General features: G+C 38.9%; 11 protein-coding genes and 5 pseudogenes. 8 read left to right on the top strand and 8 right to left on the bottom strand.

Annotation, left to right across the window (positions count from 1 at the left end):
* Positions 1–12 precede the first annotated feature (12 nt).
* The 3 genes and pseudogenes from LZ575_RS02690 to bshA all read left to right on the top strand — a co-directional run bounded on the left by LZ575_RS02690 (position 13) and on the right by bshA (position 4,644).
* Positions 13–496, top strand: a pseudogene (locus LZ575_RS02690) (ABC transporter ATPase).
* 15 nt (positions 497–511) lie between these two features.
* Entirely contained in the window at positions 512–3,439 is a 2,928-nt protein-coding gene (locus LZ575_RS02685) for a glycoside hydrolase family 3 N-terminal domain-containing protein (RefSeq protein WP_235328212.1), read from the top strand.
* Positions 3,440–3,474: 35 nt separating this feature from the next.
* Positions 3,475–4,644 carry an N-acetyl-alpha-D-glucosaminyl L-malate synthase BshA gene (bshA, locus tag LZ575_RS02680; protein WP_235328210.1) on the top strand — a complete coding sequence of 390 codons (1,170 nt, stop codon included), beginning with the start codon at positions 3,475–3,477 and terminating at the stop codon, positions 4,642–4,644.
* A 7-nt stretch (positions 4,645–4,651) separates the two neighbouring features.
* Here bshA and LZ575_RS02675 read toward each other — a convergent pair.
* Positions 4,652–5,149, bottom strand: a pseudogene (locus tag LZ575_RS02675) (hypothetical protein).
* 137 nt (positions 5,150–5,286) lie between these two features.
* On the opposite strand from LZ575_RS02675, the gene LZ575_RS02670 reads away from it, so the two are divergent.
* The 4 genes and pseudogenes from LZ575_RS02670 (at position 5,287) to LZ575_RS02655 (ending at position 12,184) form a co-directional block, all read left to right on the top strand.
* Positions 5,287–8,202 carry an FAD-binding and (Fe-S)-binding domain-containing protein gene (locus LZ575_RS02670; RefSeq protein ID WP_235328208.1) on the top strand — a complete coding sequence of 972 codons (2,916 nt, stop codon included), beginning with the start codon at positions 5,287–5,289 and terminating at the stop codon, positions 8,200–8,202.
* A 92-nt stretch (positions 8,203–8,294) separates the two neighbouring features.
* Positions 8,295–9,358: pseudogene (aroC, locus tag LZ575_RS02665) on the top strand (chorismate synthase).
* Between the two features lie 18 nt (positions 9,359–9,376).
* Positions 9,377–10,718: pseudogene (locus tag LZ575_RS02660) on the top strand (dicarboxylate/amino acid:cation symporter).
* Positions 10,719–10,885: 167 nt separating this feature from the next.
* Positions 10,886–12,184: a dicarboxylate/amino acid:cation symporter gene (locus tag LZ575_RS02655; RefSeq protein WP_235330660.1), complete on the top strand. Its 1,299-nt coding sequence runs from the start codon at positions 10,886–10,888 to the stop codon at positions 12,182–12,184.
* On the opposite strand, the gene LZ575_RS02650 is transcribed toward LZ575_RS02655, so the two are convergent.
* Together LZ575_RS02650 and LZ575_RS02645 are read right to left on the bottom strand one after the other, a co-directional pair.
* Positions 12,181–12,603 carry a thiol-disulfide oxidoreductase DCC family protein gene (locus LZ575_RS02650; protein ID WP_235328206.1) on the bottom strand — a complete coding sequence of 141 codons (423 nt, stop codon included), beginning with the start codon at positions 12,601–12,603 and terminating at the stop codon, positions 12,181–12,183. The two genes, LZ575_RS02655 and LZ575_RS02650, sit on opposite strands and share 4 nt — an antisense overlap.
* Before the next feature lie 177 nt (positions 12,604–12,780).
* Positions 12,781–14,964 (bottom strand): endonuclease MutS2, encoded by a 2,184-nt coding sequence (locus LZ575_RS02645; protein WP_235328204.1) that lies wholly within the window; start codon positions 14,962–14,964, stop codon positions 12,781–12,783.
* Between the two features lie 48 nt (positions 14,965–15,012).
* On the opposite strand from LZ575_RS02645, the gene LZ575_RS02640 reads away from it, so the two are divergent.
* Positions 15,013–15,678 (top strand): uracil-DNA glycosylase, encoded by a 666-nt coding sequence (locus LZ575_RS02640; RefSeq protein WP_235328202.1) that lies wholly within the window; start codon positions 15,013–15,015, stop codon positions 15,676–15,678.
* 6 nt (positions 15,679–15,684) lie between these two features.
* Here LZ575_RS02640 and LZ575_RS02635 read toward each other — a convergent pair whose 3' ends face one another.
* From LZ575_RS02635 to LZ575_RS02615, 5 genes and pseudogenes are all read right to left on the bottom strand, one after another.
* Entirely contained in the window at positions 15,685–16,212 is a 528-nt protein-coding gene (locus LZ575_RS02635; RefSeq protein ID WP_235328200.1) for a hypothetical protein, read from the bottom strand.
* A gap of 118 nt (positions 16,213–16,330) precedes the next feature.
* Positions 16,331–17,176 (bottom strand): substrate-binding domain-containing protein, encoded by an 846-nt coding sequence (locus tag LZ575_RS02630; protein WP_235328198.1) that lies wholly within the window; start codon positions 17,174–17,176, stop codon positions 16,331–16,333.
* Complete coding sequence (ppk1, locus tag LZ575_RS02625) at positions 17,163–19,214, bottom strand: polyphosphate kinase 1 (RefSeq protein ID WP_235328196.1); 2,052 nt, start codon at positions 19,212–19,214, stop codon at positions 17,163–17,165. The genes LZ575_RS02630 and ppk1 overlap by 14 nt, the downstream gene beginning before the upstream one ends.
* Positions 19,215–19,287: 73 nt before the next feature.
* Positions 19,288–20,152 (bottom strand): annotated as a pseudogene (locus LZ575_RS02620) (nucleoside phosphorylase).
* A complete protein-coding gene (locus LZ575_RS02615; RefSeq protein ID WP_235328194.1) occupies positions 20,153–20,785 on the bottom strand; it encodes a hypothetical protein in 633 nt (210 codons plus the stop codon).
* Positions 20,786–20,933: the final 148 nt, after the last annotated feature.

Here is a 20,933-nt window from a genome sequence, read left to right as displayed (position 1 = left end):
ATCCACTAATTAATGCTTATACCTTTTAATGAAATGCCTGATTCTTCCCGTATATGGATTTATCAGGCCAACAGGTCTTTTTCCGATTCTGAACTTCAGGAAATTACCGCAAAACTTGAGGAATTCCTTTCTGCCTGGACAGCACATGGTGCCAATCTCAATGCTTCTTACGAATTGAGATACAGGCGTTTTATAATTATTGCCTTAGATCAACAGGTGAGAGCTGCGAGCGGTTGTTCCATAGATGCTTCAGTCAATTTTATCCAGCAACTGGAAAGAGATTACAATGTTGATCTTCTGGATAAAATGAATGTAAGTTATAAACAGGGAGAGTACGTCGCTTTTAAAACACTTATTGATTTCAGAAAAATGGCAAAGGACAAAGCTGTTTCTCCTAATACAATAGTTTTTAATAATCTCGTTAATACAAAAGAAGAATATTTGAATGACTGGGAAGTACTAAGCAAAAGACAGCTGGCACAACCTAGGTTCCTAAAATAATCCCTGCTTCATGAAACCCTGCCTGCCCCCTTTACTTGTTTTTATTTCTATTTTTTTTCTCACAAGTACTTTAGCTGCACAACAACAACATCCACTTGTTACTCAGGATTACGAGAACCAGAGGAAATGGGTTGATAGCCTGTACAATAGTATGAGTCTTAAGGAGAAAGTGGGGCAGCTTTTTATGGTTGATATTTTTTCCAATAAGTCAAAGGCAGAAACAGATAAAATTAAAGGACTTATTAAGGAACAACATATTGGAGGTGTTATTTTCTCTAAAGGCGGTCCTCAACAACAGGCAAAACTTAACAACGAATATCAGGAATTAAGTCGGGTTCCCCTTTTGGTTGGAATGGATGCCGAATGGGGATTGGCTATGCGCCTGGACTCTACCTTTGCTCTACCCTGGAATATGACCCTGGGAGCTGTGCAAAGTCTTCAATTAATAGAAGAAGCAGGAGCCGCTATTTCTCGTCACGCCAGGAGGTTAGGTGTTCATATAAACTTTGCGCCTGTGGTAGATATAAATACCAATCCTGACAATCCTATCATTGGAAACCGTTCTTTTGGTGAAGAAAAAATTAATGTTACAGAAAAAGCTGTAGCTTTTATGAAAGGGATGCACAGGGAGGGAGTACTTTCCAGCGCAAAACATTTTCCAGGGCACGGTGACACCAACAGTGATTCCCATAAAACCCTACCTACTGTTTCATTTTCACGGGAAAGGATTGACAGCGTAGAACTATACCCTTACTATAAACTTATTAAAGAAGGAGTCTCAAGCGTTATGGTAGCACATCTAAATGTGCCAGGTTTAGAAACCGAAGCAAAATTACCTTCTTCATTATCTAAAACGATAGTTTCAGAACTTTTAAAAGAGAAACTTAAATTCATGGGTCTGGTTTTTACTGATGCACTTAATATGAAAGGCGCATCCAATCACACCGCCCCGGGAGATATTGATCTTGCCGCATTTCTAGCTAGTAATGATATTCTATTAATTTCAGAAAATATCCCAAAAGCTTCAGTAAAAATAATGGATGCTTATAAGAGTGGTTTAATTAGCGAAGAGAGACTGGCACATTCTGTAAGGAAGATCCTGATGGCGAAATATAAGGTGGGTCTCCATAATTATACTCCTGTAGACACTGCTTCCCTGGAGGAAGATCTTTTTACTGTTAAAGACAGAGTCCTTTACGATGAGTTGATGGAAAATGCTGTGACAGTTATTAAAAATGATCTTGGGATTTTACTGGTTAGAGATCTTGAAACCCGAAAGATCGCTTACGTACAATTTGGGGATGATAGTGGTGACGCATTTCTAAAACAACTGAGAAGATACTCCAAAATTGATCGTGTAAAAGCTGATAATCTGCAGGAAATAATTTCGAAACTCAAGGCGTACAATCTTGTGATCATTGGGTATCACAAATCGAATGCATCTCCCTGGGCCAGGTACAAATTCAGCAAAGAAGAAGCTACATGGATCCACGAAATTTCCCGAAATAATCTTACAGTTTTAAGCGTGTTTACACGGCCTTACTCGCTATTAGATCTAAAATCAACCAGTTTAATGGAGGGAATAGTAATGGGCTACCAAAACAGTCCAGAAGCACAGGAGAAGACTGCTCAAGTAATTTTTGGAGCTTTGGAAGCAAGAGGTAAGCTGCTTGTAAGCATTGGTTCAGATTTTCCTGTAGGTACAGGATTTTTTACCCGCCCCATAAACAGGCTGTCCTATGGTTTACCTGAGTCGGTTGGGATGAATTCCAAAGTGTTATCAGGAATAGATTCAATTATAAACATTGCTATAACCAAAAAAATGACACCGGGGCTGCAGGTTATGGTAGCCAGAAAGGGGAAGATTATTTTTGAAAGGAACTCCGGCTTTCATACATACGAGAAAAAAATTCCGGTTTCAGATTCTTCTGTTTACGATCTTGCGTCTCTCACAAAAATACTTGCGACACTTCCTTTGATCATGCAGCTCGAGGAAAGAAATGTCATTGATTTTAATTCAAAATTGGGGGACCTTATGCCATATTTTAAAGGTTCTAATAAAGAAAACATCAGGCTTCAGGATATGTTACTCCACTACGCCAGGTTAAAGTCATGGTTGCCATTTTACGTTCCAACAATAGATAGATCTACAAAAAAACCATCTGTAAAATATTACAGAGAAAAACCCATGGAAAATTTCGAGATCCAGGTAGCTGATGAGATGTATATTAGGAATGACATTAGAGACTCAATAATGGAAATTATACGAAGCAGTGATTTGGAGAAGAGACTTGAATATAAATACAGCGACCTCCCTTTTTACATTATGAAATATTACCTCGAAGATTACCATAAAACCTCTCTTAAGTATATCACTTCAAATGAATTTTACGCCCCACTGGGAGCAAGTTTTACTGGTTACAATCCTTTAGATCGCTTTGGTCAGGATCAAATTGTCCCTACCGAAGAAGATAATTTATGGAGAAAACAGTTGGTCCATGGTTATGTTCACGATCAGGGAGCAGCTATGCAGGGAGGTATAGGAGGACATGCGGGTTTATTTAGCAATGCCAATGATGTGACTAAAATCATGCAGATGTATTTAAATGGGGGAAATTATGGAGGGAAACGGTATTTACAGGAGGAAACCCTGTCTAAATTCAACAATTGCTATTATTGCGAAAATAATGTAAGAAGAGGTGTAGGTTTCGACAAACCTCAGTTATCAACTTGGGGTCCTACTTGTGGTTGTGTTTCACTCTCCAGTTTTGGTCACACCGGATTTACAGGTACCTTTGCCTGGGCAGACCCTGAAGAAGAAATTGTTTACGTATTTTTATCTAACAGGACCTTTCCCGATGTTGATAATAGAAAACTGATAAGGGAGAACATCAGGGAAAAAATCCAGCAGGTCATTTATGACTCTATTGAATTTTGATGTACTGTCACGGCATTAATTAATAAGATTACTACATGAAAATAGCCATAGTGTGCTATCCTACCTTTGGAGGTAGTGGGGTTGTTGCAACCGAATTAGGGATGGCCCTTTCCAAACGCGGCCACGAAATCCATTTTATTACCTATAAACAACCAGTAAGGTTAGAACAACTCACAGGAAATATTCATTTTCACGAAGTCAATGTTCCGGAATATCCTTTGTTTCATTTCCAACCTTATGAGCTTGCTCTAAGCAGCAAATTGGTGAATATGGTAAAGCTTTATGAAATTGAAGTTTTACACGTGCACTACGCCATACCTCATGCTTATGCAGGATACATGGCAAAGAAAATGCTGGAAGAGGAGGGAATATATATTCCTATGGTAACGACTTTGCACGGAACAGATATAACTCTTGTAGGTAATCATCCTTTCTATAAACCCGCGGTAACCTTCAGCATTAACAATAGTGATGTTGTTACTTCTGTTTCACAAAGTTTAAAGGAGGATACGCTTAAATCGTTTAATATTACAAGAGAGATCAATGTGGTACCAAACTTTATTGATGGATCTAAATACTTAAAGAGTCTAACTGCATGTGACCGCAGCTTAATGGCAGCTGATGATGAATTTATAATTTCCCACATTAGTAACTTCAGGCCTGTAAAAAGAATTCAGGACGTGATAAGGATCTTTAATTTAATATCTCAACAGAAGAAAGCTAAATTAATAATGGTAGGGGAAGGACCAGAGAAAGAAATGGCTGAAAATCTCGTGTATAATCTTGGACTACAAAACAAGGTAGTTTTCCTGGGTCAAAGTAACGAGGTAGACAAAATCCTCTGTTTTAGCGACCTGTTCCTGCTACCTTCAGAAAAAGAAAGTTTTGGTTTGGCTGCCCTGGAAGCAATGGTAAATAGCGTTCCGGTAATTTCAACGAATACAGGAGGTCTTCCCGAAGTGAATATCCAGGGAATATCGGGGTTCCTTAGCAATGTAGGAGATATAGAAGAAATGGCTAATAACGCCTTATCCATTCTTGAAAACCACCAGACTCTTAATAAGTTTAAAAAGGCTGCAAGAGAACAGGCACAGGCTTATGATATTAAAAAAATAGTTCCTGTTTATGAAGGACTTTACAGTTCGGCACTTGATAAAATAAAAAAGAGCGCAAATTTAATTTGCGCTCTCCTTATATATCTGTAAATTCTTTTTAGAACTGGTATCTTACACCTAATGCAATATCAGGAGAAAATTCGTTTATAACGTCATAATCGTTAAATCCAATTTCTGGTCTAAAATCAAGAGAAATCAGTAAAGGAATATCAAAATTATATTCAATTCCTATATCACCTGCAATAAAAAGGAAAGTACCATCATTCCCTCTTCGGTCGATATGTCTTTTGTCTTCAACACTTCCAATACCACCACCTAAGCACCAACGTACCAGTTAAATCCGGCTTCAATGTTCCAAACCCATTGATAAAGACTTAGTTAGTTTAAAAGCATCAAAATTACTATCATTTCTCCAGCCAAGATCAAGTTCCAGTCTGTTATTGTTCGTGCCTAGTGCTCTTTGATAAGACACTTCAGCTCCCAGGCCATCACCACCACCAAAACGAAGACCTATTGCATTATCTGCAATGTCCTGTGCCTGGGTCGTGAAAACCGAACCTATAACAAAAACTGCTAAAAAAAATACTTTTTTCATATCTAATCTGTTTTAATTTTGAAGCAAATTTAGTTGTTAAAATTGGATGCTGATATCAGCTAAAGCCAATGTATTGTTAATAATCTTTAAAAATCTGTTAAGCGTAAACCCAAAATACTTAGTATTTTTAGCCTGTTATGAATGAAACTCTTAAAAATTTAGCAGAAGCCATTGAAGGTGAACTGCTTTACGATAATCTATATAAACACATTTACGCGACAGATGCATCTGTATACCGGGAAATTCCGCTGGCAGTATGCTATCCTAAAACGAAAAATGATATCAAGTTATTACTTGATTTTGCAAAAAAATCGCGAGTAGGGCTTATTCCCAGAACTGCAGGTACATCTTTGGCAGGTCAATGTGTGGGAGACGGGATAGTGGTAGATGTTTCCAAATATTTGAACCGAATACTTCACATTGACCCCGTAAATGCCATTGCCATTGTTGAACCGGGCGTAATACGAGACGATCTTAACAGGGAGTTGAAAAAACACGGCTTATTTTTTGGACCTAATACTTCCACCTCAAACCGATGTATGATAGGAGGTATGACGGGAAATAATTCCAGTGGAACAACCTCTATTAAATACGGTACCACCAGGGATAAAGTCCTTAAATTGAAAACAATCCTCAGCGATGGCAGCGAGGCTACATTTGGAACTGTTTCTACGGAAGAATTTCAGGAAAAGAGGCAACATCAAAATTTTGAGGGAAAGATCTATAATGAGATCTATAATTTACTTTCTCCACCTGAAGTTCAAAAAGAAGTAAGGGAAAAATTTCCCGATCCTTCTATTCACAGGCGTAATACAGGGTATGCAGTAGATGAACTTATTTCAACTGAAATTTTTTCAGAAGATGAGCGCCAATTCAATATGTGTTACCTTCTTGCGGGAAGTGAGGGCACCCTGGCTTTTTCAACTGAAATTACGCTGCAACTGGATATTTTACCACCTCCCAAAGCCGCAATGGTAGCAGCACATTTCTCAAGTATTGAAAACTGCATGTTGGCAGCAGCACCCTCTATGGAAAGCTCCCTCTACACTTGTGAAATGATGGACAAGGTAATTCTTGACTGTACAAAACGTAATTTAATGTACAGGGAAAATCGTTTTTTTATTGAAAGAGATCCCAAAGCAATTCTAATGCTGGAGCTACGGGCAAACTCACAGGATGAACTGCAGGAGCAGGTTAAAATCCTCTTAGAGAGATTGGAGGCTACAGGTCTTGCCTATGCACTTCCGGTTCTTTTTGATGGGCAAATTGATTTGGCTTTGGAGTTAAGGAAAGCGGGACTTGGATTATTGGGTAATATGGTGGGTGACAGGAAAGCCGTCGCCTGTATAGAAGATACAGCAGTGGCACTGCAGGATCTCTCCAGCTACATTTCGGAATTTTCTGAAATTATGAATAATTACGGGCAGGAGGCAGTTTATTATGCCCACGCGGGTGCAGGGGAAATTCATCTGCGCCCCATTCTTGACCTTAAGAAGAGAGAAGATGTTGTTCTTTTCAGAAAAATAACTGAAGAAGTTGCTGTCCTCGTGAAAAAGTATAGAGGATCTATGAGCGGGGAACATGGCGATGGCAGGTTAAGAGCAGAATTTATAGAATTCATGATAGGAGGGGAGAATTATGAATTGCTAAAGGAGGTAAAAAGGATTTTTGATCCCGAAAATATTTTCAATCCCGGAAAGATCGTAAATACAGCCCCAATGGATACCTTTTTAAGATATGAACCCGGTAGAAAGGAACCTGTAATTAAAACTTTAATGAACTTTGATGATTCTGAAGGAGTTTTAAGGCTGGCTGAAAAATGCAATGGAAGTGGGGACTGCCGAAAATCTGTAGAAGCAGGAGGTACCATGTGCCCTAGTTACCGTGCAACAAAAGACGAAAAAGACACTACCCGTGCCAGGGCAAACGCCTTAAGGGAATTCCTCACCAATAGTGAAAAACCTAACCGTTTTGACCACGAAGAGCTGCGGGAAGTGCTGGATCTATGTATAAGCTGTAAAGGCTGTAAGAGTGAATGCCCTTCTAATGTTGATATGGCAGCTTTAAAAGCAGAATGTAGTTACCAGTATCAAAAAGCCAATGGTAAAAATTTAAGGAGCAGAGCCTTTGCCAGTAATGGCAGGATGAATGGCCTTGCATCAAAAGTTCCGGGAATTGCGAATTTCTTCTTTAAAAATAATATCACTTCTTCCCTGGCAAAGAAGGCAATGGGGGTTGCTCCACAAAGAAGCCTTCCAACCCTTGCATCTCAAACGCTGTGGTCTTATTACAAGAAGAATAGATCCAGGCTTTCTGTAAGCAAACCTGTTAAAACCGTATACCTGTTTAATGATGAATTCACTAATTACCTGGATACACCTATAGGCATAGATGCCCTCGAACTTTTAAGTTCCTTAGGGTATCATGTTGAAATTTTAAAAAATGCTGAAAGTGGGAGAAGCCATATCTCTAAAGGATTTTTAGAAGAGGCAAAGGTCCTGGCAAATAAGAATATTGATCTTTTTAAAGATAAAGTTAGCGCTGATGCTCCCTTGCTGGGATTGGAACCATCAGCTTTACTAACTTTTAGAGATGAATACCTACGACTTGCAAATGATCCTTCTGCTGCCGAAGAACTTGCAAACAATTCCTTTTTGATAGAAGAATTCTTAAAAAAAGAAATTGCTCTGGGAAATATTAAATCTACCTCTTTTACCACAGACGTAAAAGAAATTAAGATTCACGTGCATTGCCACCAGAAAGCCATGTCAAATTCAGCTGTAACTTTTGATGTTCTCAATTTTCCTGAGAATCATAAAGTAACTATTATCTCTTCCGGATGCTGTGGAATGGCAGGTTCTTTTGGTTATGAAGAGGAACACTATGAAGTAAGTATGAAAATTGGGGAACAGAGTCTTTTTCCTGCTGTACGTAAGGCGCCGCAAGAAACTTTAATTGCTGCAAATGGTACCAGCTGCAGGCATCAGATTTTTGACGGTACGAGCAGGATTGCCAAACATCCTGTAACTATACTTAGAGAAGCTTTGGCATAGGAAGACATATTTGAAAGTCTTCTCCTCAATATAAAAGGAAATAGACTTTTAAATATGTTCTTAAAAAATTACATTTGTTCAAAATCGATTTTATGGCCGGAAATTCCTTCGGAACCCTGTTCAAACTTACCACTTTTGGAGAATCCCATGGAGCCGCGATAGGCGGTGTTATAGACGGCTGCCCTGCCGGAATAGAATTAAATCTGGAGAAGGTCCAGGAAGAACTGGATAAGCGTCGCCCGGGACAATCTGCTATTGTCACACAGCGAAAAGAACCTGATACAGTTGAATTTTTATCAGGAATTTTTGAAGGGAAATCTACAGGTACTCCAATTGGATTTATTATCAGAAACTCTAATCAAAAATCCAAGGATTATTCACATATTAAAGATACCTATCGCCCGTCTCATGCAGATTATACGTATGACGAAAAATATGGAGTGAGGGACTACCGGGGAGGAGGGAGATCATCTGCCCGCGAAACCGCTTGCAGGGTAGTAGGGGGAGCAATTGCAAAACAGGTTGTACCACAAATCAGTTTTACAACTTACACAGCTTCAGTTGGAGAAATTGAACTTGATAAAGATCACTCAAAACTGGATTTTTCATTGATTGAATCTAACCCTGTTCGCTGTCCCGATCCGGCTTCCGCAGAAAAAATGGAAGCTTACATTAAAGAAATCCGAAGCGAAGGAGACACTGTGGGTGGAACTGTACAATGCGTAATAAAAAATGTTCCCAAAGGATTAGGGGAACGTTTTTCGACAAACTGCATGCACAATTGGGCAAAGCGATGCTTTCCATTAATGCGGTTAAGGGTTTCGAATTCGGAAGCGGATTCGAAGGCACCAAAATGAAAGGAAGCCAGCACAATGATAAATTCAATGCTGATGGTACCACTGTTACCAACCTGAGTGGTGGAGTACAGGGGGGCATTTCCAACGGAATGGATATTTACTTTAGAGTAGCCTTTAAACCCGTAGCTACTATTATGCAAAAGCAGGATACCATTAATGCCAAGGGAGAAGAGGTGGAAATGCTGGGGAAAGGACGTCACGATCCTTGCGTGGTCCCACGTGCAGTACCAATAGTTGAAGCAATGGCCGCATTGGTAATTGCCGATTTCTTTTTGCAGAATAAAACTTCAAAAATTTAACAAGCTGAAATAACCAAGATGAAGAAATTAGCACTGCACTGGCAGATCCTACTTGGCATGGCCGCAGGAGTACTTTTCGCTCTACTCCTGAGCAACTTTAGTTGGGGAGCTGAATTTATTAGTGACTGGATCAAACCATTTGGTAATATATTTATCAATGCTCTTAAATTAATTGCAGTACCACTTATTCTTGCTTCTCTTGTTAAAGGAATTTCTGATCTCAAGGATATTTCAAAGCTTTCAAAAATGGGAACCCGTACCATTGCCACCTATATCATTACGACTATTGTAGCCGTTTCTATAGGTCTTGGAATGGTAAACCTAATCCAGCCCGGGAATGCAATCACTGAAGAAACCCGGACCGATCTCCTAAATAATTACGCAGGTGATGCAAACACCCGCATTGCTGACGCACAGCGACAAAAGGATGCAGGCCCGCTACAGGCTTTGGAAGATATCGTACCCAGCAACATTTTTGCAGCAGCCAGCGACAATGGAAATATGCTGCAGGTAATCTTTTTTGCAATCTTTTTCGGGTTAGGATTAATTCTTATTCCAGAGGCTACAGCTAAACCTGTAAAAGATTTTTTTGACGGATTTAATGATGTGATCCTAAAGCTTATAGATCTCATCATGTTAACTGCTCCTTACGGTGTATTTGCTCTGCTCGCTGCACTTGTTATAGAGTCTCCCAGCGCAGATCTTTTTGCCGCACTTGCTATGTATGGCTTAACGGTAATCCTGGGTCTTTTAATTATGATAGGTTTTTACGTTTTATTAGTCTGGATTTTTACAAAAAACACTCCGGCATTTTTTATAAATGGAATAGCACCTAGCCCAGCTTCTCGGTTTTTCTACAAGCTCGAGTGCAGCGACTCTTCCTGTGACCATGGAAAGAGTAGAGGAACATATGGGAGTTCATAAAGAGGTGGCTAGTTTTGTACTTCCCATTGGAGCTACAATTAATATGGATGGAACAAGTCTCTATCAGGCGGTAGCGGCCGTGTTTATTGCCCAGGCTTTTGGAATGGATCTTACTTTTGGAACACAATTGGGTATTATTGCTACCGCGACTCTCGCATCTATAGGGTCAGCGGCTGTACCGGGAGCGGGAATGGTTATGCTGGTTATAGTTCTTGCCCAGGCAGGAATACCCGAAGCAGGACTTGCCCTTATTTTTGCTGTGGACAGGCCACTGGATATGTGCCGTACTACTGTTAATATTACAGGAGATGCCGCTGTGTCTATGCTCGTAGCAAAATCTGTTGACAAACTTGGACCGCCTAATGTGGTGGAATGGGATGATAATTATCCTCAAGAAGATAAAAGGACTGAAGAAAAAATTGAAACCAGGAGATAGAAATTTACTTCATATTCTTGATCCCTGAAGAGTTTTCCTTAGCTAAAAATAATTGCTATTAAAGTTGAAAAAGTATGCTTCCAATAGTATACTTTTAGCTGTTATTTCAAACATTCAATTTTGTGAAAACAAAAAAGCTGGCTCTGCACTGGCAGATCCTTTTAGGAATGGCAGCGGGGATTCTCTTCGCTATTCTTCTCTCAAAATTTTCCTGGGGACCGCAATTCATCAAGGACTGGATTAAACCTTTTGGAACCATTTTTATCAATGCGTTAAAGCTAATCGCGGTTCCGCTGATACTTGCATCTCTTATTAAAGGAGTATCAGATCTCAAAGATATTTCCAAGCTATCGAAGATGGGAGCCCGCACCATTTTCACCTTTGTAGCTACTACCGTTGTTGCAGTTAGCATAGGATTAGGACTGGTAAATATAATTCAGCCGGGGAACACTATTTCCAAAGAAACCCGCAACGACCTTCTTACCAGCTATTCCAGTGATGCTTCTTCCAGAATAGCAATGGCGCAACAGCAACAGGAAACAGGACCGTTAAAAGCTCTTGAAGATATTGTGCCGTCCAACATATTTGCTGCTGCCAGTGATAATACAAATATGCTGCAGGTAATATTTTTTGCAATCTTCTTTGGCCTGGGATTAATTCTTATTCCAGCAGCATCAGCAAAACCTGTTAAAGACTTTTTTGATGGTTTTAATGATGTTATTTTAAAATTAATAGATCTTATAATGATTGCAGCACCTTACGGGGTTTTTGCTCTTTTGGCTGCTCTTGTAGTAGAATCCCCCAGTAGAGATCTCTTTTCTGCTCTTGCAATGTATGCTGTGACGGTGATATTAGGATTAATTTGTATGATGGGAGTATATGCTACAATGGTATATGTCTCTACAGGCAAATCTCCGGCTTTCTTCTTCAAAGGAATAGCACCTGCCCAATTACTCGGGTTTTCTACAAGCTCAAGTGCAGCTACATTACCTGTTACTATGGAACGCGTAGAAGAACATCTTGGTGTTCATAAAGAGGTATCCAGTTTTGTTCTGCCAATAGGTGCGACTATTAATATGGACGGAACCAGCCTTTACCAGGCCGTAGCGGCTGTTTTTATAGCCCAGGCTTTTGGAATGGATCTTTCCCTTGGTGCTCAACTCGGAATTATTGCTACCGCCACTCTGGCTTCTATTGGTTCGGCAGCTGTGCCGGGAGCAGGAATGGTAATGCTTGTTATTGTTTTGGCTCAGGCAGGAATCCCTGAAGCCGGGCTGGCATTAATTTTTGCGGTAGACAGACCACTGGACATGTGCCGTACTACTGTAAATATTACAGGAGATGCAGCAGTTTCGATGATGGTGGCAAAATCGGTAAATAAGCTGGGAGATCAGAAGTTTGATAATAATCATACTCCTTCAGAAGAACCAGGTGAGCCTGAACAGGAAAAAATTCTACAAAATTAGTTCAGAAACTTAGCTTTTAATTCCGGGGTAGGAATCATACACGCATCCTTTTTTCCGAACCATTTGTAGCGGTTTTTTGCAACAATGTCATAAATGCTGTCTCTAAACGATTCCGGCAGAAATGAGAAAAATCGTAGCGAGGAGTAACCTCCGGAAAGATGTTTTGAGATTTCCAGAACAGCAGCCGACTTTTGATAATAAGCCACTCCCGGCTCTATTAATATCACCGAATTCATTGCTTCCTCTACTTCTATACCACGTTCAGAAGTAAGTTTTCTTCCCGTCTCGCTCTGCAGGGACGCAAACCTGAAAACATCCTTTTTATCACGTTCAATAATAAAGTTGACAAAATTGTTACAAAGGTTACAAACCCCGTCAAACAAGATGATTTTTTTATTTATAGGTAGACTTTCAGTCATAATTTATTTTAATTTTTTCCAATTGTTGAAACAACTATTCGTTAATCGGAACAGTATTTTTGGTTTTTAAGAGGACTAATAACCACAAAAGCCACTTAGGTATATTCATTTACTATTATTATGCATACTCAATACTCAATACTAACTTCTCATGTCTAACATCTAAGATCTAATATCTCATTTCTTCTTAGCCTGCACCAGTTCCAGTTGATCCAGGGAAACACTGGTAGTAAACATTCCGTAGTTTACAGTTGCTTTTCCTTTTTCTATATTATCAATAGACCCTACTGCTTTTCCATCTTCCAGCCGCACTCTGTCCCCAACTTTTAAATTGGCCTTTGGCTTATTGGCTTCCTTTTGTTTCTCAACTTCTACTTTTTTCTTTTCTTCTTTTTTGCGCTGCCTTATTTCTTCAACTTGTTTCTCAGCTTCCTTAATAACCTTTTGTTCTTTCTGTTTCTTGACCTTTTTCTCTTTTACTGTTTCTTGTTTCCGTTTGGAATTTTCAATCTCAACGATTTTTAAAAATTCACCAATAAGTTCCTTTTTCTGTTTATTGCTGAAGTACTTTTCGCTAAGATCATTGATCTTTTGGCCCAGATAAATCAGGCGTTGATTAGAATCATATAACTCCTGATAACTTTCCAATTTTTGCTGAACGCGGGAATTTATCTCTTCCAGTTTATCTTTTTCTTTTGCTGCATTTAATTCTTTCGTCTTTAAAGAATCTGTAGTTTTTTGAAGTTTACTTCGTTCTTTTTGAAGATCTGCAATGCTCTTGTCAAATCTGATCTTACCCCGCTCGACCTTCTTCTTGGAGCGATTAATAAGGCTGTAGGGAATTCCATTTTTTTGTGCTACTTCAAAAGTAAAAGAACTTCCCGCTTCTCCCAGTTGTAAACGATACAAAGGTTCTAAACTACGCGAATCAAACATCATATTGGCATTGGTCATATGAGGTAATTCATTCGCCAGCATCTTTAGGTTTGTATAGTGCGTGGTGAGAATTCCGAAGGATTCCCTTTCATAAAATACTTCCAGAAAAGTTTCAGCTAAAGCACCCCCTAATTCAGGGTCGCTTCCTGTTCCGAATTCGTCAATGAGAAAAAGAGTTTTGTCGTCACACTTCCGCAGGAAATAATTCATATTCTTAAGCCTGTAACTATAGGTACTCAAATGATTTTCTATGGACTGGTTATCTCCAATATCCGTGAGAATTCTTGTAAAAAGGCACATCCTGCTATATTCATGAACAGGTATTAAAATCCCGCTCTGTAGCATTACCTGCAGTAGCCCAACTGTCTTTAGGGTTATACTTTTACCTCCCGCGTTAGGTCCTGAAATAACTATGATCCGGTTATCCTGCTTAAGTTCGATACTCTGCGGAAAAGTTTTTTCTCCTTTGCGGTTATTTGAGCGTAGAAGGATAGGGTGGTAGGCATCTTTTAAATGCAGTTCCCTGTCTTTTGTAATTTTGGGCAATAAGCCATTTATCTCTTTTGCGTATTTCGCCTTGGCCGCAATTAAGTCAATCTCACTCAACAATTCCTGGTAATCCTGAAGAAGTTCTCTATAAGGTCTTATAAAGTTCGTAAGTTCTTTTAAAATGCGATTGATCTCTTCCTTCTCCTCATATTCCAGATTGTTTAATTCCCGGGTATGCATCATTGTAGCTTCCGGCTGTATATAAACTATGCTCCCGGTTTTTGAATTCCCCAGGATACTGCCTTTTACCTTTTTGCGATACATGGATTTAATCGCCAGAACGCGCACATTTTCTACTACGCTCTCTCTAATCTCATCCAAATATCCATATTCATTGTATTTAGAAAGGGCAGCGGTGAAGCTGGAGTTGATCTTTCCCTTTACTGCATTCATAGACCTGCGGGTCTGTAAGAGAGCAGGGGAGGCCTCATCTTTTATTTCTCCAAACCTGTTAATTACTTCTCCTATTTTTTCGGTAATGACTTTGGTGTATTCTACAGGCGCGGTAGTCTCATACAGGGTAGGATATAACTCCTGAAATTTATTGAAAAATTTTATTTGAGTGTTGGCAGTATCAGATAAAGCTGTGATCTTTCTAAAACCTCCCAGTTCCAAAACAGCTTCATCTATTCCCAACATTTTAATCTCTTTGTGAACGCTTTCAAAACCGTGATTAGGAATTTTGCTGTCCTGTTGCCAGGATTTGACATATTCATTGGTTTGGTTGAGGCCAAAAACAGTATTTTTTCCGGTTGTATAGGGAACGATCTTCAACGCCTTTTCTATTCCCATTTGCGTGATACAAAATTGACTTATTTGCTCACAAATTGTAGGAAATTCAAGATCTATAAGAGTTTTTTCTGCAATTTTTATCATAGTATTTTTTCCCCTAATTTTAGGTGCTGCAAATTTACTCAATTAATAATGAACGTAGAAATACATCCCGGTTGGAAGAACGAGTTAAAGGATGAATTTGAAAAGCCATATTTTAAGGAACTCATATCATTTGTAAAACAGGAATACGATCAAAATACCTGTTATCCTAAAGGCAGACACATATTTGAAGCTTTTAATAGAGCTACATTTGATAATGTAAAGGTGGTAATATTAGGGCAGGATCCTTATCACGGACCGCACCAGGCCCATGGTCTTTGTTTTTCGGTTTATGAAGATGCAAAAATCCCACCTTCCCTTCGAAACATTTACAAGGAAATTGAAGATGATCTTGGAAAGCCTGCTCCTCAAACAGGAAATTTAGAACATTGGGCAAATCAAGGGGTACTAATGTTAAATGCCGTTCTAACGGTGAGGGCTCATGAAGCAGGTTCTCATAAAAAAAAGGGATGGGAAAAATTTACCGACAGGGTTATAGAAATAATTTCTGCTGAAAAAGAAAATGTGGTTTTCTTACTCTGGGGAGGCCCTGCAAAGAAGAAAGGAGCCAAAATTGACTCCTCTAAACATTTTATTTTGGAAAGTGGACATCCTTCTCCACTTAGTGCCATTCGTGGTCACTGGTTTGGAAATAAACATTTTAGTAAAACGAATGATTATCTCATTCAACATGGGAAAAGACCTATTGAATGGTAAATCGAATTAAAATCTAAAACCAAGATTTACATTGAATTGACCCACAATAGTTGGGGAATTGTTGCTCAAAAGGTTTCTACCAATTCCTGTACCAAGGTCCAGAAAAAATCCCTGCCTGGATACAAATTTACCTCCAAGACCAAATCCAAGTGCAAGGTCTGTATAGTTATCTGTTTGCACCCTTACTTCATCTGCGGGGCCAAAAGTAGTTCCGGTTTCATATTCACCGGAAGATATCATGGCCAAACCATTTACGTAGAAACCCCAGGCGGTGCGGTCTCCAAAGAAATATTTATATTTTCCTGTGAGGGAAGCCTGGCGGGTGTAGGCTTCATCTATGTCTTCAGAATCCCTGTTGAGCGCCAGTATAAAAGCTTCTATAGCCCAACTGCTATGAGGGTTGAGTATTCTTTCATATGCAACATCAAGAGCTCCAAAAACAACAAGGTTAAAAGCACCAACACTTAATTCATTTTTAAGAATATCCCTTGCAAAAGTCTCTTCCTGAACCTGTACTTCCTGGGTACGAAACACCTGTGTGGAATCTTCCTGCGAAAAACCTCAAGCAAAGGAGAAAAATACAAAAACTGCAGTAATAAGTTTTTTCATGAATTTTAGAGTAAGTTAAAATTAATTCGAATCTGCGGCCAAATTAGAAATAATATTTAAAGTTAAGCAGTTTTTCGTCAATTAATTTCAACCCATAAAGCGTATCCTGAACTTTTTGAACTTCTTCTTCGCTTATTTGCTGTTGACTCCAGGTAGTGAGATTAAGCCATTCCCTAATATCCTCGAGCTTCTGGTCATATCTTGCTGCAAAGATGTTTTCAATGTTCTCTGTCTCCTTTAGACTAACAGATTTAGCATTTAGAACGCCCAGCATTTTCTCCAGCTCCAGCTCATTATTCTTTATAAAATTCTCTGTTGCCGCAACCACAAAACAAGACCAGGGAGTGGGGCAGTGCGCCACCCTTCTAAAAGTACCATTATCCACTAAAGGTTTTGTTGTAAATCGTTCCCACATAAAATACTGAGCCCTGTCCTCCTGTAGTGCAGCGACAGCACCTTTTATGTCTCCAACAATTTCAAATTGGAGCTCATCTATGTCCCAAGACTCATTTTCAGCATTAACATAAGCCATTAGCTGTGATCCTGAACCGTTTCGACTGATTGCCGCTTTAGTTCCCTGAAGTTGAGAAATATCCTGATAACGAGAATCCGCAGCAACGTGTATTCCCCAAATCAGGGGAGAAGCTATGTATTCCTGGATTATACGGGAAGGATTTCCTGCAGAAATATCTTTTATGATCCCTTCAGTAAGTATTACCGCCACATCAATTTCTCCGTTTCTCAGGGCTTTATTCATTGCCCCTGTACCGTCGGGAAAATCACGCCACTCTACATTCAGTTTCTCGTATTCAAAATCTCCTTCTTCCCTGCAAAGGTGCCAGGGGAGGTTAAAATGTTCCGGAACTCCACCAACTCTAATTGTTTTCATTACTGTGTTTTTCTGTCAGGTAATTATAAATTTCCACCTGGGACCTAATTGCTTTCTCACCTTTTGGCCTTTGAACATATTCATTTGTTTCAGCTTCATCCTGTATCCTTGCTTTGACGTTGTCATTAAGCTGAATGTTTAGAATATCTTTAAATTCCTGTGCAATTTCCTCATCAAAAATAGGTGCTATTACTTCAATTCTTCGGTCAAGATTTCGTGTCATCCAGTCTGCACTTCCAAAGAAGACTTTTTCATCTCCGCCGTTTTCGAATACATAGATCCTTCCGTGTTCAAGGAACTGATCTACAATGCTGGTTATAAAAATATTTTCACTCATTCCTTTTACCCCTGGAATAAGGCAGGTGAACCCCCTCACAAGTAACCTAATTTTCACTCCTGCGTTACTTGCTTTGTAAAGCCATTCGATCATTTCGGGATCTTCCAGGCTATTCATCTTTGCGGTAATTACAGCTTTTTTTCCGGCTAAGGCATTTTCAATTTCCAGCATTATCATAGCTGTAAAATTTCTTCGGGTTGAAAAAGGGGAAATAAAAAGACGTTTTTCACGAGGGACTATTAGATCACCTTTAAGAACTTTAAAAATTCTTGACAGCTCTTTCGTCACATATTTATCTGCCGTGAAAATTGCGTGGTCACAATAGACCCTGGAGGTTTGACTATTAAAATTACCTGTACCTATATAAGCGTAGTTTTTAGATTCGCCCTTTTCCTTTCGTGTGACCAGTAAAATTTTGGAGTGTACCTTAATCTTTGGATAACTATAAATTACATGAGCGCCTTTCTCTTCAAATTTCCTACCCCAAATAATATTATTTTCTTCATCAAAGCGGGCCTTGGCCTCTACAAAAACTGTTACTTTTTTACCGTTCTCTAAAGCAGTAAGGAGGCTGGAGGTAAGGTTTGATTCATCTGCAACACGGTAGAGTGAAATATTTATTTTTTCAACCAGCGGATCATTGGCAGCCTGGTCAAGAAATTCCTCCACATAATCAAAAGACATATAGGGAAAATGAACAGATTGATCTTTTTTTGCAATTACTTCAAAATAATCACTGGCTTCGTGAAGAACTTTATGTTTAACCGGGGGTAATTCCCGGCGATGAAGAGCGGGATTATTAGTAGGATCAGGAAAACCAAAAAAATCACTGAAGTTATGGTACCTGCCGCCAGGCATCATATCTATTTTTCCCAATTTCAACAGCTTTCTAAGTTTTTTTTGAACCTCATCGGGCATGGCTGCATCGTATAAAAGCCGGGTAGGTTGTCCATCTGTACGTTGAGCCAGGGAATCATAAATTTGCTCAGCCAGCACTCCTTTAAATTCATCTTCTATATATAATTCAGCATCCCGGGAAAGTTTTATTTCATAGATCCCGGTAACTTCTTCTTTTGGAAAAAGTTGAGGAATTTCACTTCTTACAATGTCATCTAGAAAGGTAATAGTACTGTTGTCAATTTCAATAAACCTTCCGCAGTCATCTGCCGGAATGGTAACAAATCCCATTTTTTCATCATTAGAAAAAGTAACTGCAAAATACAGGAGGTTGTTCACTAAAAACAGATCTTTGGATTCTTCAAAATCCAGGATGCGCACTTTTAAATTCTCTTTGATGTTCTTCTGAAAAAATTCATCAACGAACTTCTGCTGCGTTATGCTGAAATTTTCAGAATCTTTTAAAAAAATACCATTCTCTGCAAGCTCCGGAATAATCTCGTCGTGATAAATTTTACCGAATTTTTCCTGCTGAAGTTTCACTTCTTCAAGGATTTGCTTTGTCACCTTGTTTGGTCGAAGTGCAAGTTTTTTCCTGATGCTCTTTTCAACCCTCTTAATTTGCCGAAGTTGGGATACCCGTACCCGGAAATACTCATCGAGATTAGAAGAAAAAATAGCCAGAAATTTAATCCGTTCGTAGAGAGGATTTAATTTATCTTCGGCCTCCTGCAACACCCTTTCATTAAAACTTAACCAATTAAGATCACGATGTTTTAAACGAATTTGGGTAGGTGATATCATAGTAGTATTTATTAGCTCAAAAATACTAAGATGGAAGGGGGTGGGGGTTTAATATTCTGTTAAAGTAAAATCTTTATCCTGCGATCCTCTCCAGTGCAATTTTAATTAACCTGTCTATAGTTTCACCCGGATTCACGCTAAATTCCCCGGTAGCCCTGTTAGCAATTATAGCATTTAAAGAAATGGTCTTGTGGCCAAGCATCTTTGCCAAACCATAAATTCCCGAAGTTTCCATTTCCATATTGGTAATTTTTTTTCGGTTATAGGTAAAGGTATCCAGCTTTTTGTTGAGTTCCGGATCCTGTAGAGGCAGTCTTAGGATACGACCCTGTGGTCCATAGAAACCGCAATTAGTAACTGTCATACCTTTAATAAATCCTTCATTAAATTTCGCAGCCAAATTTTCATCGCAGGAAACTATGTAAGGCTTCCATTTCAAACGAAGCTCCAAGATGTTCTGCGAGAGCTTCAGCCATTTCTTTATCCTGAACATGCTCACTTCTATAAAAATGCAGAAGAGAATCTAATCCAATTCCGGCTTCTGAGAGCAGGAATGAATTTACCGGAATCTCGGGTTGAATAGCTCCTGAAGTTCCAATTCTTATAATTTCCAGGGAAGTTGGTTCTGCTTTAATTGTTCTTTTCTCAAAATCTATGTTTACAAGAGCGTCCAGCTCGTTCAACACAATATCAATATTGTCTGTACCAATTCCGGTTGAAACAACAGAAATTCTTTTTCCTTTGAAAAATCCGGTCTGGGTATGGAATTCCCTTTTTTGAATTATATACTCTACTTCATCAAAATACTTAGTGACAGCCGAAACCCGGTTTTGGTCTCCCACAACAATTACTGTATTTGCAAGATGTTTTGGCAATAAGTTTAAATGGTAGATGCTACCGTCAACATTCTGAATAAATTCTGAAGCTTTTAAAATCATTTATAGTTTTAATATTTTGTGAGAATCTGAGTCATATAGAAAGTCATATTTCTTTACTCCTCCCAAACACTCATCATTCTTTAATTCCCGGTAAAAATTACGGGTACCGTTTAATGCCTCTTTTCCTTCTTTTGATAATGAGACCTTATCTTCTTTTACATCCAGAAAAATATGAAGATGGTCGAGCATCCTTTTAATTTGCATATCACCCAGACCAAAATACCCCTGATATTCCAGAGTGTAACCTACTAAATGGCCTATGCTGGTAATATTATTTTTCTCAACCAATTTGAGAATATTACGCTCTAAAGCATTTAATCCGGTTATTGAATTAGGAAATCTCTCCAGGTGGGCCCTCACGCAACTCGATAAATATTCAAAATTCGTCTTTGTTTTTATTAAAGCCTTTAATTTTTGAGGATTATCACCATTGTATAATTGCCAAATAAGTGCTGCCATTTCAAGATCATCCAGGTTTAGATTTATCCTGTGGTCATAGTGATTTTGAAGATGTTTTAATGACAACTGGGAAAGGGGTAAAATTTCTTTTTCACCCTCTAATCTTTTGCTGCAAACCAGGGAAACAGGAATATCTTTTTTATTTTCCAGAAGATGGCTTATTACTGCCAGCATATTTATGTGGGAAAAAAGATCAAATTCAAACCACAGTACGATCTCATCGTAGGAGTTACAAACCGTAAGTTTGTGCAGCTCTTCAATAAATTGCTTTTGATAATCTTCCGGAGAAATATTATAAGTATCGAAAAGAAATTTTGATCTT

Source organism: Antarcticibacterium sp. 1MA-6-2 (genome assembly GCF_021535135.1).
In the GTDB taxonomy this organism is placed as follows: Bacteria; Bacteroidota; Bacteroidia; order Flavobacteriales; family Flavobacteriaceae; genus Gillisia.
The sequence above is the reverse complement of the archived record's forward strand: the minus strand, read 5'-3'. Positions and strand labels throughout refer to the sequence as shown.

Coding starts and splice junctions, on each gene's coding strand:
- LZ575_RS02685 (WP_235328212.1), top strand. CDS start 512: ATGAAACCCTGCCTGCCCCCTTTACTTGTTTTTATTTCTATTTTTTTT.
- bshA (WP_235328210.1), top strand. CDS start 3,475: ATGAAAATAGCCATAGTGTGCTATCCTACCTTTGGAGGTAGTGGGGTT.
- LZ575_RS02670 (WP_235328208.1), top strand. CDS start 5,287: ATGAATGAAACTCTTAAAAATTTAGCAGAAGCCATTGAAGGTGAACTG.
- LZ575_RS02655 (WP_235330660.1), top strand. CDS start 10,886: ATGGCAGCGGGGATTCTCTTCGCTATTCTTCTCTCAAAATTTTCCTGG.
- LZ575_RS02650 (WP_235328206.1), bottom strand. CDS start 12,603: ATGACTGAAAGTCTACCTATAAATAAAAAAATCATCTTGTTTGACGGG.
- LZ575_RS02645 (WP_235328204.1), bottom strand. CDS start 14,964: ATGATAAAAATTGCAGAAAAAACTCTTATAGATCTTGAATTTCCTACA.
- LZ575_RS02640 (WP_235328202.1), top strand. CDS start 15,013: ATGAACGTAGAAATACATCCCGGTTGGAAGAACGAGTTAAAGGATGAA.
- LZ575_RS02630 (WP_235328198.1), bottom strand. CDS start 17,176: ATGAAAACAATTAGAGTTGGTGGAGTTCCGGAACATTTTAACCTCCCC.
- ppk1 (WP_235328196.1), bottom strand. CDS start 19,214: ATGATATCACCTACCCAAATTCGTTTAAAACATCGTGATCTTAATTGG.
- LZ575_RS02615 (WP_235328194.1), bottom strand. CDS start 20,785: ATGCTGGCAGTAATAAGCCATCTTCTGGAAAATAAAAAAGATATTCCT.